The sequence below is a fragment of the Simplicispira sp. GW247-4R2A genome (assembly GCF_059424465.1).
Window position 1 is genome coordinate 56592 of sequence record NZ_JBWKZM010000007.1, and the last position, 16519, is coordinate 73110.

13 protein-coding genes are annotated in these 16519 nt (G+C 65.4%); 3 read left to right on the top strand and 10 right to left on the bottom strand.

Annotated elements, in window-relative coordinates; genetic code table 11:
* Nucleotides 1–174 precede the first annotated feature (174 nt).
* From AC07ZH_RS06910 to AC07ZH_RS06950, 9 genes are all read right to left on the bottom strand, one after another.
* Nucleotides 175–1407 carry an NnrS family protein gene (locus AC07ZH_RS06910; RefSeq protein WP_495199099.1) on the bottom strand — a complete coding sequence of 411 codons (1233 nt, stop codon included), beginning with the start codon at nucleotides 1405–1407 and terminating at the stop codon, nucleotides 175–177.
* Nucleotides 1398–2264, bottom strand: a complete 867-nt coding sequence (locus AC07ZH_RS06915; RefSeq protein WP_495199100.1) for an ABC transporter ATP-binding protein — start codon at nucleotides 2262–2264, stop codon at nucleotides 1398–1400. The genes AC07ZH_RS06910 and AC07ZH_RS06915 overlap by 10 nt, the downstream gene beginning before the upstream one ends.
* Nucleotides 2261–3055 carry an ABC transporter permease gene (locus AC07ZH_RS06920; RefSeq protein WP_495199101.1) on the bottom strand — a complete coding sequence of 265 codons (795 nt, stop codon included), beginning with the start codon at nucleotides 3053–3055 and terminating at the stop codon, nucleotides 2261–2263. Before AC07ZH_RS06920 ends, AC07ZH_RS06915 begins: the two co-directional genes overlap by 4 nt.
* Nucleotides 3055–3405 (bottom strand): DUF2149 domain-containing protein, encoded by a 351-nt coding sequence (locus tag AC07ZH_RS06925; RefSeq protein ID WP_495199102.1) that lies wholly within the window; start codon nucleotides 3403–3405, stop codon nucleotides 3055–3057. The genes AC07ZH_RS06920 and AC07ZH_RS06925 overlap by 1 nt, the downstream gene beginning before the upstream one ends.
* Nucleotides 3402–3938 carry a MotA/TolQ/ExbB proton channel family protein gene (locus AC07ZH_RS06930; protein ID WP_495199103.1) on the bottom strand — a complete coding sequence of 179 codons (537 nt, stop codon included), beginning with the start codon at nucleotides 3936–3938 and terminating at the stop codon, nucleotides 3402–3404. The genes AC07ZH_RS06925 and AC07ZH_RS06930 overlap by 4 nt, the downstream gene beginning before the upstream one ends.
* The gene (gene cobN / locus AC07ZH_RS06935) at nucleotides 3935–8056 is read right to left on the bottom strand and encodes a cobaltochelatase subunit CobN (protein WP_495199104.1); all 4122 of its coding nucleotides are present in this window, start codon (nucleotides 8054–8056) and stop codon (nucleotides 3935–3937) included. The genes AC07ZH_RS06930 and cobN overlap by 4 nt, the downstream gene beginning before the upstream one ends.
* A 171-nt stretch (nucleotides 8057–8227) precedes the next feature.
* Nucleotides 8228–10258: a TonB-dependent receptor plug domain-containing protein gene (locus AC07ZH_RS06940; protein WP_495199105.1), complete on the bottom strand. Its 2031-nt coding sequence runs from the start codon at nucleotides 10256–10258 to the stop codon at nucleotides 8228–8230.
* 138 nt (nucleotides 10259–10396) lie between these two features.
* Nucleotides 10397–11422: an ABC transporter substrate-binding protein gene (locus tag AC07ZH_RS06945; RefSeq protein WP_495199106.1), complete on the bottom strand. Its 1026-nt coding sequence runs from the start codon at nucleotides 11420–11422 to the stop codon at nucleotides 10397–10399.
* Between the two features lie 10 nt (nucleotides 11423–11432).
* Nucleotides 11433–13559 (bottom strand): TonB-dependent receptor family protein, encoded by a 2127-nt coding sequence (locus tag AC07ZH_RS06950; protein ID WP_495199107.1) that lies wholly within the window; start codon nucleotides 13557–13559, stop codon nucleotides 11433–11435.
* 226 nt (nucleotides 13560–13785) lie between these two features.
* On the opposite strand from AC07ZH_RS06950, the gene AC07ZH_RS06955 reads away from it, so the two are divergent.
* Genes AC07ZH_RS06955 through serB form a run of 3 tightly spaced genes read left to right on the top strand, consistent with a single transcriptional unit; the run spans nucleotide 13786 to nucleotide 15934 of the window.
* Entirely contained in the window at nucleotides 13786–14565 is a 780-nt protein-coding gene (locus AC07ZH_RS06955) for an exodeoxyribonuclease III (protein ID WP_119107817.1), read from the top strand.
* Between the two features lie 20 nt (nucleotides 14566–14585).
* Nucleotides 14586–15203: a hypothetical protein gene (locus AC07ZH_RS06960; protein WP_425453085.1), complete on the top strand. Its 618-nt coding sequence runs from the start codon at nucleotides 14586–14588 to the stop codon at nucleotides 15201–15203.
* 5 nt (nucleotides 15204–15208) lie between these two features.
* Nucleotides 15209–15934: a phosphoserine phosphatase SerB gene (gene serB / locus AC07ZH_RS06965; protein WP_495199108.1), complete on the top strand. Its 726-nt coding sequence runs from the start codon at nucleotides 15209–15211 to the stop codon at nucleotides 15932–15934.
* On the opposite strand, the gene AC07ZH_RS06970 is transcribed toward serB, so the two are convergent.
* Nucleotides 15879–16448 (bottom strand): RrF2 family transcriptional regulator, encoded by a 570-nt coding sequence (locus AC07ZH_RS06970; RefSeq protein ID WP_495199163.1) that lies wholly within the window; start codon nucleotides 16446–16448, stop codon nucleotides 15879–15881. The genes serB and AC07ZH_RS06970 overlap by 56 nt on opposite strands.
* Nucleotides 16449–16519 lie beyond the last annotated feature (71 nt).

Genomic DNA, 16519 nt, shown 5'->3' on the forward strand with positions numbered 1-16519 from the left:
TAGTGCGTACGTCCATCGGCCTGTCAGCGCCTGTTCAAAGGTCCGTGGCTTATTGACAGAATTGAAGCAGCTCTCGCGCAGCGAGCAGGCCTGAAATGTCAGGCAATGCGATTTCTTCGATGCCCGCAATAGGCCCCCGACAGCCTCTGCCCCAGTTGCAGCACAAAACCAGCTCTACCCCTCACACCCCCACAACCCATCCTCCCGCGCCCGCAACAACACCGGTGCGATAAATATGCACAGGAGGCCAAACGCCGCCATCCAGCACAAACCGGCCAGCGCCATCCAGGCAACAGAGTATTCCCCCACCCACGCCGCCCCTGCGCGCAGCAGCGCGGCCAAGGCAATCAGGCCCGCACCCCACATGCCCCACGCGCGCTCGTCAATCGCCAGGCCGCAGTGCGCGCGCCCAGCAATACAGATGACGGCGTAAATCGCCAGGCCAATCGTTCCCACGGTCAGCAGATGGCGCCCCGCCATGACGCCCGGGCCGCCGGCCAGCAGCGCCCAGCCCATCAGCGCGTAGCCCAACGCCATGCACAGGTACACGGCGTAGAGCATGAGCGGCCAGCGCCGCAGCAGCGGGCGGCCCACATGCCAGTCGCCCAGCAGGTTGAACACGGCAGCGGCGCTGGCGCAGGCCAGCCAGCCGGAGGTAGCGCTGCCCTCGTGCAGAAACTCGGCCAGGGTGAACAGGGCAATGCACAGCACCGCCAGGTTGCGCCGGGGTGGGCGGGCCAGGTAGGGCTCGGCGCCGGGGTCCGCCTGGTCGATGGCGCGGTTCACGATGCGCATGGAGATACGGCTCATGGCGACGACGATGAGCACCATCAGCAGGCCCAGAAAGGCGTGCAGCCAGCGCATGGGGTAGGCACCGCGCAGCGCATCGAAGTAAAAACCAGCGACCAGCAGTGCCAGGCCTGAGATCGCCCAGCCAAAGGCGTGGTGGCGCTGGCCGGCGGGCGTGCGAAATGCGGGCCAGAGCAGCACGATGAGCATGATCAGCAGCGCGAACTGCGCCGTGCCCGCCACGGCCAGCGCGGGCAGCCCGCCCACGCCCGAGAGCCAGAAGCCCGCACGGCCGAGCAGCCACAGCGCGGTCAGCCAGCGCGCAGCACGGGTCGAGGCGCCTGGGGTGTTAGTGAACTCAGGCACGGCGGTGAGCACGAAACCGACCACCGCTGCCAGGCCAAAGCCCAGTAGCAGTTCATGCGCGTGCCACACCAGCGCACCGCCAGTGACGGGCGGCGGCGGCAGGCCCAGCGCCAGCACGGCGCTCCACAGGCCAATCAGCAGCACCGCCGAGCCCATCGCGAGCAGAAAAAACGACCGCATGGCGCACATCCACACCGGGTGGCGGGCCGAGAGCAGGCTGGGCGCTTGGCCTGGCGTGGCGGCTACCCGCATTGGCGGCTCCGGCTGCTTGGAAGTTGTGCGGCGCCTGGGTCTGCGGGTGGCGCTAGAGGTACGCGCGCACCCGGCAGGGGCAGCACCGCGGCGGCGGGTTCACTCGCAGCGCGCCCTTCTTCCTGCAAGGCATCGAGCCCAAAGGCCTCGCGCACCACCGGCACGCGCAGCAGTTCGGCGGTGTCATGGTAGACCGTCGCATCGCTGCGCGTCAGTGCGGCACCAGGCGGGGTATGGCGGTGCACGATGCGGCCCGGCGCTGCGGCCATGACCAGCACGGTATTGGCCAGGCGCACGGCCTCCATCAGATCGTGGGTGATCATCAGCACTGCGGTGCCCTGCTCCGCCTGGTGGCGCAGCAGCAGGCGGTGCAACTGGGCTTTGAGGCCAATGTCGAGTGCGGCAAAGGGTTCGTCGATCAGCAGCAAGTCGGGTTGCAGCACCAGCGCACGCGCCAACGCGGCACGGCTTTGCATACCGCCCGAGAGCTGGTGCGGGTAGGCGGCCAACGCCTCGGCATCGAGCCCCAGGGCGTTGCCCATCGCCTTGGCGCGGGTGCGCGCATCGGAGCGCGCCACACCTTGTGCACGCAGGCCCAGGGCGATGTTGTCAGCGGTGGTCTGCCAGGGCAGCAGGCGCGGCTGCTGGAACATGAGTGCGGGTTTGGCAAAGCCGCTGTGCATAGCCCCCTCTTGCAAGGTGAGCAAGCCGGCGCACAGGTGCAAGAGCGTGGTCTTGCCGCAGCCAGACGGGCCGACCAGCGCCACTACGCCGCCGGGGGACAGCGTGAGGCTGACGCCGCCGAGGACCTCTGTCAGGGCGTAGCTGTGGCGAACGTCTTGCAATTGCAAACTCATATAGGCGTCTCCCGCCAGCGCTCCACTTCGCGCTTGAGCGGCTCCAAAAAGCCGTACTCGACTGCCAGCAAGCAGCCCACCACGGCGACGATCCAGCCCATAGTGACAGCCGTATCGAGCTGCGCACGGCTGGCCGCGAGCGCTGCACCCACACCGTCACTGCTGGCCAGCAGTTCGGCCATCACGGTGACCTTCCAGGCGCTGCCCAGCGCCGTCACCCAGGCCGGGAACAGGTAGGACAGCACATGCGGGCCATACACCTCGCGCAGCGCCATGCCGCGCGGCAGTCGGTAGGCGCGCGCCATGTCGCGCAACTGCAAATCGAGCGTGCGCGTGCCTTGCAGCGCGCTCACAAACACCACGGGGAAGCAGGCGATGAAGACGGTGAACACGGGCGTGCCGTCGCTCATGCCAAACCACAGCATGGCCAGCACCAGCCAGGCAATTGGCGGTGTGCCCAACAGCACGGTGACCAGCGGGCGCGCAAGGACCGATGCCGTGACCGACAGGCCTGCGGCCAGCCCCAGCAGGCTGCCCACCGCAACGGCCAGCGCCAGCCCCATGAGCGCACGGCGCGCCGTAGCGGCCAGCGCAGGCCAGGCGCTGCCCTGCTCTACCAGGCCCCACAGCGCGGCAAAAGCGCCCAGCGGGTCGGGCAGGATGAGCGGGTCGTAGAAAGCAGCCACCGCCTCCCAGGCGGCAAGCAGCAAAAACAGGCTGGCGCACGCACCCCAGCCGCTCCACAAGTAGCCGGGCAGCCCCCGCAAAACGCGCACCAGCAGCCGCAGCATTACTGCACCACCCCTGTCGCTGCAGACTGTTCTGCACCTGCTTCGGGTACATACACCATGGAGCCATCTTTGAGGCGATAGGCCACACCCGCCTTGTTGCCCTGGCCTTCGCCAATCTCGCCGCTGGCCTTGTAACGCTCGATCTTCTGGCCGTCCTTGATCACGACCTCCATATTGGGCTTGCCAGGGTTTTTGATGACGGTGACCGACTCTGTGCTGAACGGGTTCACCGGGTTGTTGGCCACCGCCAGCAGCAGCGCAGCGATGATGACCAGGAACACGTCGATCAGGTTCACCACCGACTGGATGGGGTCGTCCGCCTCCATGTCGTCCATCAGGCGCAGCTTCATGCCGGCACCTCACTCACCAGGTGGCCCAGCATGTCTTGCGCGGGCGTCTCTGCCAGCGCTGTGCCTTGCTCGATGGCTGCCAAGTCGGTGGCGTACCAGCGCTTGCGCACGTTCACCACGCTGTAGCTGATGGCGGCGGCCAGCAGCGCCAAAATCACGGCGGAGAACGCCACCATCAGGCTGCGCGACACATCGGCCAGATTGCCATCGGCCAGTGCCATCAGCGCCGGGCCCATGGGGATCATCGTGGCCACCAGGCCCAGCATGGGCGCGACGCGGGTGGCGATGCGGGCGAACTCGAGCCGCTCTGCCGCCAGCACTTCCAGGTCGAGCACGGTGATGGCCGGGTTGGCTTGGCGCGCGGCCAGCATTTCAAAACCTGCTGCCTTGCCGCTCCGGCGCTGCCAGGCTTGCCAGACAAAGGCGCCCAGTGCGTAGAAGGCATGCACAAACAGCGCGGCAATGGCCAGCAGCACCGGGTACAGAAAGAACTGGCTGGCGCCATACATCAGGGATTCAATGGGATTGCTCATTTGAAAACTCCAGAAAGTGAATGGATTGCACGGGGGCGGACGGTTTTGCGTCGGCGCGCTTGCCCTGCCGCACCGGCCACGGTGGTGCCTGCCAGCAACAGCGCCAGCAGCGTGGCCTGTGCCGGGCTGACGTTGTCCGGTTGGGCCTGCGGCACGGGCGCCATCAGCAGGCCGCTGACGACTGGTGGCTCTGCAGCGGGTGGTTCTGTGGCGGGTGGTTCGGCGGGCTCAGGCGGTGCGGACGGCGGTGAAGATTCAGCCGGTGGCTGCGGTGCTGCGGCGGCTTGCACGGCGGCAGCGGGTGCGGCCTGCGCCAGTGGCGCATCCAGACCAAACCCCGGTGCTGCCGACGCCTGGCTGTTGGCCGCAGCCGCCTTGCCCACATACGCCTGGAAGCGCGCGTTGTCGCTCTGCACATCAAAGCGCTCAGACAGGTCGCGCCAGCGCGCTTTCAGCTCGGCCACGGTTTTCGGGTCGGCCTTCCAGTAGCCCTGGCGGGCGGCCTCCAGCATGCGCTCCATGGTCTGCGCCAAGGCGTGCGGGTTGTTCGCCTCAAACCAGCGTTTGAGGCCCAGCTTGTGCTTGTCGCGCACATACACGTCAACCATTTCCTGCCACTGGTCGTCGCGCACAATCTCGCGCGCCACCGCCGTCCAGCCCCAGAAATTGTTGGTGGCATCGAGCACCTGCAGCGTGCCCGCATAGCCCTCGGCCATCAGGCCCTTGATGTAGCCGGGGTGAAACTGGCGTGTAGCCAGCTCTTTGGAGAGGAACTGCGCTGCGCCTTCCACCTTGCCGCTACCTGCGCCGCGCAGGTTGCTGATGTAGAGCTGCGGCGCCTTGCCGTCCAGGTGTCGCACCGCCAGCGCGATGCCGCCCAGGTACTGGAACGGATCATCGGTGGTCAACATGCCGTACAGGTTGGAGCTGCGGGACAGCACGGCGCCTTCGGTGCCGCGCAATTGCTCGGCGTACAGGTTGAGCGCCTTGCCGCCCTCGCCTCCGTCACCTGAACCACCTTCGTTTCCCGCCGTGGGCAGACTGCCCCACGTTGATTCATCGGGGCCGTAGGCGTACTGCATGCGCGAGAGGTAGAGCTGCGCCATTTTGCGGTCGCCCTCCTTTTTGCCTTGCCAACTGTCGGTGGCCAACGTGGCACTGTCCAGACCCGTGCCGTAGCTGCCCGAGGCGTTCGAGAAGATGCGCGTTTGCGCCGCCGCGAGCGCCGCCTTGTCGCCCATGCCCCGGGCGCGCAGCTGCGCGGAAATGCTTCGGGTGTGCGCGGCGACCGGGTTGGCCTCTTCGCCCGGGCCCTCGGCCTCTGCCGCCAGTTGCACGGCGCGCGCCAATTGCTTCATGGCGTTGGGGAAATGGTCGCGGTACAGGCCGGTAGCCGACAGCACCACGTCCACCCGCTCACGCCCCAGCGCCGCGCGCGGCACCAGTTTTACGCCGGTCACCCTGCCGCCCTGGTCCCACACGGGCTCCACACCCAGCAGCCACAGCGCTTGTGCTTCCAGCATGCCCTGGTGGCGCATGGTTTCTACCGACCACAACGACACGGCCAACTTGGTCGGCGCCTTGCCAGTCAGGCGCTTGTGTTCGGCAATCAGCTGCTCGGCCGCATCCTTGCCGGCAGCCCAAGCCTGGGGACTGGGCACGCGGGACGGGTCAAAGCCATACAGGTTGCGCCCGGTCGGGTAGGCCTCGGGGTTCTTGATGGGGTCACCGCCATAGGAGGTCGGCAGGTGGCGGCCATTGAGCACCTGGAGCAGTGCTGGCAGTTCGTGCTGCGCGCCAATGTCGGCGTACCAGCCACGGGCTTTGTCGATGCCGGTCTTCAACGCTTCCGGCAGAGCCTCGGCGCTCTGGCCTTCGATCACATGGCGTTGCAATAACTGGTAGGGCGCGGTCTGCGCCAGCCGGGTGTAGTCGCCAATCAAGGCTTCGTCGACAGCGGCCGCCGGTGCGCCTGCCTGTAAAGCAGCAGCCTCCCAGAACGGGCGCCCCAGCATCAGCAGCACGGTGGCAAGGCGGTGCTGCTCCTCGGGTGCACGGCCCAAGGTGTGCAGGCCCAGCGGCTGGGCGGTTTCTGCCAATTCGTGCAGGTGGTTGTGCAGCTCATCAACAAACGCCGGGAACTCGCTGCGTGTGCGCTGCGCTGTCCAGCCCATGTCGCGGTCGATATGCTCCTTTTGCACAGAGCGCAGCAGGTCGGCCTTGATTTTTTCTTTGACGACGCCTTCGTCCTGGGCCAGCCAGGCATGCAGCAAATCGTGAATGCTGGTCAGCGCATCGTGCAGGCCCGCAGGCTTGAACGGCGGCGTCTGGTGGCTGACGATCACGGCGCGGCCCCGGCGCTTGGCCTGAATGGCTTCGCCCACATCGTCGGCAATGTAGGGGTAAGCCACAGGCACATTGCCCACGGCCAGCATGCCGGGGTCAAACACCGACAGGCCCCGTTCTTTGCCGGGTAGCCACTCCTGGCTGCCGTGGGTGCCAAAGTGCACGAGTGCATCGCTTTTCTGCTGCTCACGCGCCCATAGGTAGGTAGCGAAGTAGGCGTGCGACGGCATGGCGCTGGGCGAGTGGTAGAGCTTTTTCTCCTTCTCGTCCCACTTCTCCCCGCGCGGGGGCTGCGGCAGGATCGCCACCTTACCCAGCATCAGGCGCGGCACGACAAACACGGCTTCGCCTTCGCGCCGCAGCACCATACTCGACGCCTCGGGCTCACCCCAACGCGCGCGCAAAGTGTCTTGCATGGCCTGAGGCAGCGAGGCCAGCCACTGGCGGTAGCGCGCCATCGGCAACGCAGCAGCCAGGCCGTCGCGAAGCAGCGGTTCCAATTCGCCTTCACGGTAGGAAGGCGCCAACAGGCGCTGCAAGTTGCCGAGCAGGATGGGTTCGGAAGGCGACTCCGTGTCGTAGCCCGCCGCCTGCAGCGCCGCCAGCGTGGTCTGCAGGCTGCGCGGCACGTTCATGAACGAGGCCGTCAGGTTTTTCTCGCCCGGTGGGTAGTTCCAGAAAATGATGGAGAGGCGCTTGTCCGCGTTCTGCTTGCGCTGCAAATGCGCCAGGTTCAGGGCCTTGCCCACGACGGCGTCGGCTTGCGCGGCAATCGGCACGATCTGTTCGTCAGAGGCGCGCGTGGCGGCCGCCACCTGGATGTCGGTCACCCCCGCGTATTCGGCCTGCGCCAGATAAAACGGAATGTCCATCAGCGACACGCCCTGCGGGTTGGCGGCCCAGGCGGCCTCGTCCCCACGCCGGTACGGCATCGCTTGCAGCACCGGGATGCCGAGCCGCTCGAACTCGGCGCGGCGCTCTTCGGCATTCAACATGATTTGCGTGTTGATCAGCACGTCGGCCAGCACCGTGCCTGCGGGCTTGAGCATTTGCTCCAGCGCGCCGATCTCCAGCATGGGGCTGTAGAACGGCAGCGCCACGGCGCCCCCAGCCTCGATGCGCGCAATGAGGTCGTCGATGAAGTCGGTCTGCATTGAGGCGATGTACTGCTGGTGCAGCGCCAGCGCCACCACTGGGCGGCGCTTGGGGTCGGCCGGGTCCACGCCTTGCGAGCGCAGCCACGCCACCGGGTCGGCCACGACCAGGCCCGGCGCGCGCGGGTGGTACACAGCGGTTTTGGGGAACACAACGGGGTCGGGCACGCCCTGGGCCACACGGCCCTGCAGCTGCGCCGCCAGCGTGGCAAAGAAGCCCTCGAAATTCTGCTTGCCGCCGTTGCTGTAATAGGTGATGAGCCGCCGCGCCACGGGCTCGGGCAAACCGCCGCCCCAGGCGGGCTTGGCGTCGTACAGCCAGGCGTTAGGAACTTGCAGGCCAGGCAAGGCACGCGCCAAGCGGTCGCGCACAGCATCCTGCAAATAGCTGTCGAAAAAGACGGCGTCGTAACCTTTGAACAGGCCTTCGTCGGTGTCGGCGGGCAGCCGTTCCAGAAAGCGCACTTGCAGCGTGATGCCGTGAGGGCGGGCGATTTCGTCCAACTGGTGAAATTTGCCTGCAGGCACGTTGGATGTCGCGATGAACAACACCTGAGCCGCCTGCGCCGCGCTCAAAGGCAACAGCGCCAGCAGGCACAGAGCCAGCCAGCGCCGCAAGCAGGCGATGGTGTTACTTAAATTAATTTGAATCAAATTGGCCTCTAGCGCTTATCCATCAAGCGGTACTAGCTATAACAATTACAGCAAACGGACATTACTGCACCAGGCCCCTGACCCACATTTCCCCACCAGAGAGGGGGCCAGGGGAGGTTCACGTTGCCTCTCTTCTCAAAAATCTACGCGCGCCGTCACGAACACGCGGCGGGCCCGTTCGGCATAGCCAAAGCTCTCTGACTTCTCGGCCATGTTCACGTTGCCGATGTTCTCCAACCCGGCGCGCAGCACCAGCTTGCGATTGGCATCCAGCGCCAACTGCTTGCCTACGCTCGCACTCCAGAGGGCATACGACGGCAATGGAGCGCCATCCGTGCCGGTCTGGCTGCCGGTGAACTCACCGGTCAGGCGGGCACTCCAGCCCTCTTGGCCCTTCCATTCGAGACGCGAGGTCAGGCTGCTCGACGGCCGGTCGGCCAGTTTCTTACCGGTGCTTTTGTCGCGTGTGTGCAGCAAGGTCAGGTCGTTGCTCCAGGCGATCTGGCGCGTCATGTCCCAGGTCATGCCCGCTTCCAGCCCCTGGATGCGCGCAGCGTCCACGTTGTCGTACTGGTAGAAGCGCCGCACGCCCTCGGTGCGCAGCAGGCGGTACGTGATGAGGTCTTTCACCTCGGTGTTGAACACCGTCGCACGCAGCGACCAAGCGGGCGCCACCTGCCAATCGGCACCCAACTCGAACGAGTTGGACGACTCGGGCTTGATGTTGCCGTTGCCCGCAAAGGTGTGCGGCCCTTCGGCCCCTACGTAGTTGGGCGAAATCTGCTTGAGCGTGGGCGCCTTGAAGGCGTGGCCAAAACCGCCCTTGACCACCAGCGCCGGGGTGGGCTCCCACACCAGATAGGCGCGCGGGCTGACTTCGCTGCCAAACAGTTCGTGGTGGTCGGCACGCAGACCGGCGGTGAGCATCAGCGTGTCGGTCAGGGCGATTTCATCTTGCGCAAACAGGGCCTTGTGCGCAGCGTCGTCTACGCCGTTTCTCAGGCCCGCGTTTTCCAGCGTCTCGCGGCGCCATTCGCCGCCCACAGTGACCTTGTGCGCGCCCAGCGCAAAGCTGGCGTGGCCGTCCAGCACGTCGTCCACCATGTTCTGCGGCCGCGTGGGGGTGCCGCCGTTGCTGGCGCTGTTGACGATGTCGATCTCGCTGCGGTAGGCACGCAGCTTACCGCGCCAGCCGTCGAACTTGCCCTCCCAACCCACATGCGCCTGCGAGCGGTCGATGTCGTAGGTGCTGCGATAGACCTTACCGCTGGAACTGGTGTCGTACATGCGCTGCTCGTTGCCGCCGCTCCAGCCCGCCTCCAGCGTCTGCTCTGGGGTGAGGGTAAAAGTTCCTGCCAGGCCACCACTTTTGGCATGGCTGCCTTCGATTTCCGACAGCAGCGGACTCTGCCGGTCGGCAACGGGTGCGCTGTGGGCCAGCTCGGCATTGACGCGCAAGCTGAGGCGATCGCCCACCGGGCCGGCGGCGAACACTGAAGTAGAGCCGGTCGGCTCACCCTCGCTGGAGCTGGTGGGTTTGCTGCCGGAGACGCCCACCGAGCCTATCCATTTGTCCGTCGGCTTGCGGGTAATGAGGTTGATTACGCCGCCCAGTGCCTCGGAGCCATACAGCGCCGACATCGGCCCACGGATGATTTCGATGCGCTCCACTGCCGACATCGGCAGCCAACCGTATTGGTAGTCGGAATGGCCCACCACGTCGTCCGTCGCAGTGATGCGCCGGCCGTCGATCAACGTAAGGGTGTGCTTGCCTTCCAACCCGCGCAGTGCCAGTGTCTTGCGCCCGCCCACCTGGCGCGGCGAGAGCGTGAGGCCTGGCGCGCCGCGCACGGCGTCGAGCAAATCAGAGGCATTGCGCGCAGCCAGCTCCTCGCGGTCGATCACGGTGACGCTGGCGGGCGCGGTGCGTGCGTCCTGCTCGGTGAGGGTGGCGGTGACAGTGACCGCGGGCAGGGCCGCAGTCACTGCCTGCGCCACCTGCACGGGCTGGTTGGCCTGGTCTTGCGACGCAGTGGCGCTCTGCGCATGCGCCTGTGCGCCGGCTAGCAACAACAAGGCGGCCAGCCCCACGGGGCTGCGGCGCAGGGGCCGCAAGGCTTGCATGGCGGTGCTGGGCGCACCAAAGGCAGCGGGAAAACACGTCATGAATACACACTCCTGGAGTCGAAAAAAACAAAGACCCAGGTGGCGGCGGCTGCCGGGTACGTACAAAGAAAACTAAAAAGGGCTGAGACACCCCTTGGGAGGCACACAAGGTTTCGTGCGTGCATGTTGTGAGCAGCGCTATGCCAGGCCGTAGAAGGCGCTGGCAGGCAGCTTGCCACCCACCAGCGCCGGGTTGCGCGCCATCAACTGGTCGAAGAAGAACTCCAGCTCGGGGCGCGCTGCGACGGCGGGCATCGCGTCGAGCTGGCTCACGGCAATGGCGTCGGCCACCGCTTCCGGGGTGAGCAGGTCGATGTGCTTGGCCATCATGGCGCCGCACTCCATGGGGTTGGCACGGCACCAGTCGAGCGACTGCGCGTAGGCTTTTTCAACAGCTGCCAGCACCTCGGGCTGCTGGCGCACGGCGCCCACCGCGGCAATACCGGCCTGTGGAATATGGGGTTTTCGGTGGAACAAGCGGCCCCACTCCTGCTGCAAATCTGCGCCCCGGTACAGATCGGGCGCGATCAGCCCGATGGGAAAGGAATGGGTTTTGCGCAGCGCCAGCGATACGGCGGGCTCGGCCAGCAGCGCATGCGAGACGCGCCGCGTGATCAGCAGCAGCATGGCCTCCATGGGAGTCGGCACGTACCGAATGCGAAAGTCCTTCTGCAAATCCAGCCCCTGCTTGGCGGCCAGCAGTTGCAGCACGATGTCGGGCATGTCGCCATGGAAAGGCACGGCGATTTCTTCGCCACGGTAGTCGGCCAGTGTCTTGCGATGGGCATCGCGCGTAACCAGCCATAGCGCGCCCCAGGTCGAGATGTTCAGCAGCGTGACACCCGCGCCCCGGTTGAACAAATTTGCCGCCACATTGCTGGGCATGGCCAGGATGTCGGCCTTACCGCCCATGGCCATCATGCGCAGTTGGTCGGGGTCGCGCCAGGCGACAAAGCTGGTGCGTCCTGCGACGTTGGCCAGCGCGTTGGTATCGGCCATGCGCATCAAGGGCGCCGAGACAATGGCGGGCGGTCCCGAAAGAGTGATGCCCTCGCGCAGCGGGGACGCGGGCGCGGCCTGCATCACGACTGGCAGGCTGCTTGCCACCAACCCAGCGAGCACCTGGCGACGTGAAAGACCTGAGGAATCCAAAGATTTCAGCACGACGATCCCCTTAGAACTGGTAGTTCAAACCTACGGTAAAGCTGCGCCCCAAGCCTTGCAGATAGCCCGGCTGCGCTGCGATGGCCTGGTTGCGGATGGCGTAGGCACTGGCGTAGCGCCGGTCGGTGACGTTGTCGGCCTGCGCATACAGCGCCAGAGGGCCGTCGCGCCATTCGAGCTTGAGGCCCAGCAGTGCATAGGCGTCCTGCTCGGCACCCGGCGTGTTGGCGTGGTCGGTCGGGGTGCTGACGGGCATCCAGCGCACGTTGGGGCCAAAGCGCCAGGCACCCATGTGAAGCATCACTTCGGCGTTGATCAGCTGGCGCGGCACACCGGCAATCTGCTTGCCCGCGTATTCGCCACCCCGAAACCGGAAGTCGCTGTAGGTCCAGCTGGCACGGTAGTCCAGTGCACCGACACCGATCCGCCGGCTGCCCGAGAGGCCCAGCTCCACACCCTGGTGGCGCGTGCCGCCACGGTAGTTGTAGGTGCCGACCTTGATGCCGTTGGCGTCGGTGGTTGAAATCAGCTCGTCCGCCAGCACACTGCGGTACACGGCAGCCGTCCAGTGCAGGGCGTTGGTGCCAGCGCCCCATTGGCCTGCGCCGCCGAGTTCCAGTGTGGTGGCACGCTGCATCTGCAGGCGCACCAACTCGGCCTGGGCCGTGGCCGGGCTGTTGGGCGCCACCGTGGCGCTGACGATTTCCCAGAAGGTGGGCGCCTCCTGGCTGCGGCTCAGGTTGGCCCACAGGCGCGTGGAGGGCGTGGCCGCCCAGTTCACGCCGACCTTGGGCGTGGCAAAGTTCCAGCTCTGGTCGAGCTGCGTGCCCGTGTCGCGGCTTTGCGCGTCGCGTGTGAGATGGCTCCATTGCATGCTGCCCAGCAGGGTCCAGTCGGGCGCCAGCCGCCAATCAGCTGCTGCCAGCGCCTGCAAATTTTGCGCACCCAGGTTGTAGCGGCCAAAGCGCTGCATCTCCTGGCCGTTGGCGGGATTGGTGGCGAACAGGTCACGGTCCATGGCGCTGTCGGCCCACGACACAGCTGTGCGCCAGCCCAAGGCGCCTTCGCTGCCCGCTGGGCGCCCACTGGCTTGCCACTGTGCGCCGGTGGTATAGCTGTGCGTGACGGTGTAACTGGTCATGTTGTTGAACAGGTCGTCGGTGTCTTGCCAGTACACACCCACCTCCTGGCGCAACGTGTCGTTGCCCCAGCGCGAGCGGTTCGCCAAGCGCAGCTGGGTGGCAGCGCGGCGCGGATCGCGCTTGTAGACGTTGAGCAGCGTGTCCTGAGGCGTGTTGCCGTCGCCCATGACACCGCGCGGGTCGGAGTGGATGCGATCTTTGGGCACCACATTCGGAATGTGAAAAGCCAGGTCTGTCCAGGTCAAATACGTACGGTTCTCAAACCCGCCCTCGCCCTGAAAGCCTACGTTGGCCTGCAAGCTGTCGCGCCGCGAATCCGAATGGTGGCGGTAACCGTCGTAACGGTCGCTGCTGATGGACACCCGGCTGTCAAAGCGCTCGCCGACACCGCCCACGGCTGCCTGTGCGCCGCGCCGGCCAAAGCTGCCGCCCTCCAGGCGCACACGGCCGCGTTCATCGGCACCCGTCATCGACACGAAATCCAGCTCCCCTCCCAGCATGGTGGCGCCGGGCGACCTGGCATTGGCGCCGCGCAACGCGCTGACGAAGGCGGCGTTGCGCGGCTCGATCATTCCGATGATGAAAGAACCATCGGCCTCATTGAGCGGCAAGCCGTCTTGCAGCAGCAATACACCCCGGTTGACCGGGTTGCTCTGGATGCCCGAGCCGCGAATCCCCAGGCGCGGCTGGTCGGTACCGCCAAAAAAATCTTGCAGCACGATGCCGGGCTGGTAGTCGAGGGCGTCGCGCAGTGTGGCCAGACGGGCTTCCTTTTGCGGCTCGGCCAGATTGGTGCCTCCAGGCACCTGTGCCAACTTCTCACGCTCGGCCTGCACGGTCGCGGCGAGCGGCAGCTTGGTGCTGTCGCGGCTGGCGTTTACGGTGACCGGTGGCAAGCTGGTATCGGACTGAGCGAGCGCTTGAAGGGACGAGAAGGCCGAAACGCTGACGAGGCCACTGAGGTAAAAAGGACGCAAAAGAAGGTTTTTTGTCATATTGATATTGATTCGCGTTTGCATCTATTATGCCGAAGATTAGATGAATCTTTTGCTGGTGCAACAAAATTCCTGCACTGTCGGCCGGTTTACAGCGCTGGCGCATGCCTTGGCTGACCGAGCGTGGCAAATGGGACAATGCAAACGCTTGCCCACGCGCGGTCGCTAGCGACCGCCTCCGACCCACCCTTCTGGCTTGGCCCATCGGCCTGTTTCCCGAGACACCATGCAAATTGCCACCTGGAACATCAACTCACTGACCGTGCGCCTGGCCCAGGTGCTCGCCTGGCTGGCCGCCAACCCGGTCGATGCCCTGTGCCTGCAAGAACTCAAGCTCACCGACGACAAGTTTCCCCACGAGGCGCTGCGCGAGGCGGGCTACGAAGCCGCTGCTTTCGGCCAAAAGACTTACAACGGCGTGGCCATCCTGAGCCGCAAGCCCCTGCGCGACGTGGTGCGCAACGTGCCCGGCTCAGAGGACACGCAAGCGCGCGTCATTGCCGGCACGCTGGACACGCCACATGGCGCGCTGCGCCTGGTCAATGGCTACTTTGTGAACGGCCAGGCACCAGACAGCGAAAAGTTCGCTTACAAAATGCAGTGGCTGCAGGCGCTGCAGGACTGGTTGCGCACTGAGCTGGTCGCGCACCCGCAGTTGGTGCTGGTGGGCGACTTCAACGTGGCACCGGAAGACCGCGATTCGTACGACCCCATCGGCCTGGCGGGCACTATCCACCACACGCAAGAGGAGCGAGACCATTTCCAGGCGCTACTGGCGCTGGGGCTGCATGACGCTTATCGATTGTTCGAGCAGCCAGAAAAAAGCTACTCCTGGTGGGACTACCGCATGCTGGGTTTCCAGAAAAATCGGGGATTGCGCATCGACCACATCCTGGTGAGCGAGGCGCTGCGCCCCAGCGTGCGCGCCTGCACCATTGACCGCGCACCGCGCAAGAACCCGCAACCCAGCGACCACGCGCCGGTGGTAGTAACGCTGGCCGACTGACGCACCGCCCCTTCAGCATGCTGACGATTACGGCTATTTTGCTGGCACTTGCATTGGCGACTGCGCTGTGGCTGCGGCCCTGGCAGTTCCTGCGCGGTGGCGCATTGGTCTCCCCGCTGCTGGGCAGCCTGGTGGTGCTGCCCTGGCTGTGGGCCCTGCCCTGGATGCACACCATGCCTTTGCAAATGCACTGGTCATTTGCCTGCCTGGTGCTGCTCATGCTGGGCTGGCCGCTGGCGGTCCCCACCTTGTGCACCATCGCCCTGATGGCCGGCTTGCTGGGCAGCCAACCCTGGGAAATCGTGGTGATGCTGGCCTTCTGGCGCGGCGTTCTGCCTGCCACTTTGGCACTAGGCCTTGGCGCAGCCATTCGCCGCGTGATTGGGCCGCATTTGTTCGTCTATGTGCTCGGGCGCGGGTTTCTGGGCGCGGCCGCCTGCTTGTTTGCTGCCAGCGCCTTGCTGCAATGGTCAGGCCCGACGCAACCTGGGCTGAACAAGGAGTTGTCGCTGGTGGCTCACTGGCTGACAGCCTGGGGCGATGCCTTTGTCACCGGTATGCTGACCGCTATCTTTGTCGCGTTCAAACCCGAGTGGCTTGCCACCTGGTCCGACACACTTTATTTGCACAAAACTTAACGCCCATGACCACTGCCCGCGAATTTGCCCCTGGCCTCATCGTTCAAGGCGCAGACGCGCCCCTGCGCCTTGCCGATTTCCGCCTGATTGCGTTCGATATGGATTCCACGCTGATCAACATCGAGTGCGTCGACGAAATCGCCGATGCCGCTGGCCGCAAGGCAGAGGTAGCGGCCATTACCGAAGCCGCCATGCAGGGCGTGATATCTGATTACAAGGAAAGCCTGCGCCAGCGTGTGGCGCTGCTCAAAGGCGTGCCGATGAGCCACCTGGAGCAGGTTTACACACAGCGGCTGCGTTTCAATCCAGGGGCACAGCAGCTGGTCACCGCAGCCAAGGCGGCCGGGCTGGCGACCTTGCTGGTCTCGGGTGGCTTCACATTTTTCTCGGACCGCGTTCGCGCCGGGCTGGGCATCGACTTCGCGCGGTCCAACCAACTGGAAGTGCGCGACGGCGTGCTGACCGGACGCATGCTCGACCAGACCTGGGGCGATATCTGCGATGGCGCGGAAAAGCGCCGTACCTTGCTGGAACTGACCTCGCTCATGGGTATTTCACCCGCGCAGACCATTGCCGTAGGCGACGGCGCCAATGATTTGCCCATGATGGGCGCTGCCGGGCTCTCGGTGGCCTACCACGCCAAGCCAGCCGTGCGGGCGCACGCCAACGTGGCGATCAACGAGGGCGGGTTGGATCGTCTGCTGGAACTGATGCCGCCTGAAAAGGTGTGAAGGCCGGTATGCCGATCGACGCGGCGGCTTGCGGAATCTCACGGCTGGGCAATCCCGGCACCAGCCGCACAAGGCTCATATTTTGTTGCCCCGCCAGTTGCGGCTGGTTGGCAACCAAAAGGTCGGCCAGCGTATAACGATCAAGCACAGCAAAAAAGCTGTGCATCGCCTCGCCCAGGATGCCTTGCAACCGGCAGTGGCTGCTCAGCCGGCATTGGTTGGTGGCCGAATCAAAGCACTCGACGAGGCTGAAATCGGTCTCGGTGGCGCGCACCACGACACCCACGTTGATCTCACCCGCAGGCCGCATCAACCGCATGCCGCCGCCCCTGCCCCGCGTGGTTTCCAGCAGTCCGGCGGCGGCAAGCTGCTGCACGATTTTGGTCAGATGGCTGCGCGAGATCCCGTAGCTCTCCGCCACTTCGGTAATGGTGACTGGCTGGGACCGTCCGTCGCAAGCTGCGCAGTACATCAGCACGCGCAGCGTGTAGTCCGTCCACTGGGTCAGTCGCATAGGCACATTCGGGTTGGTAGAGAGATCACTCTGGAATTTTATTGCGATAAAATATTCACGCAACATGCCTC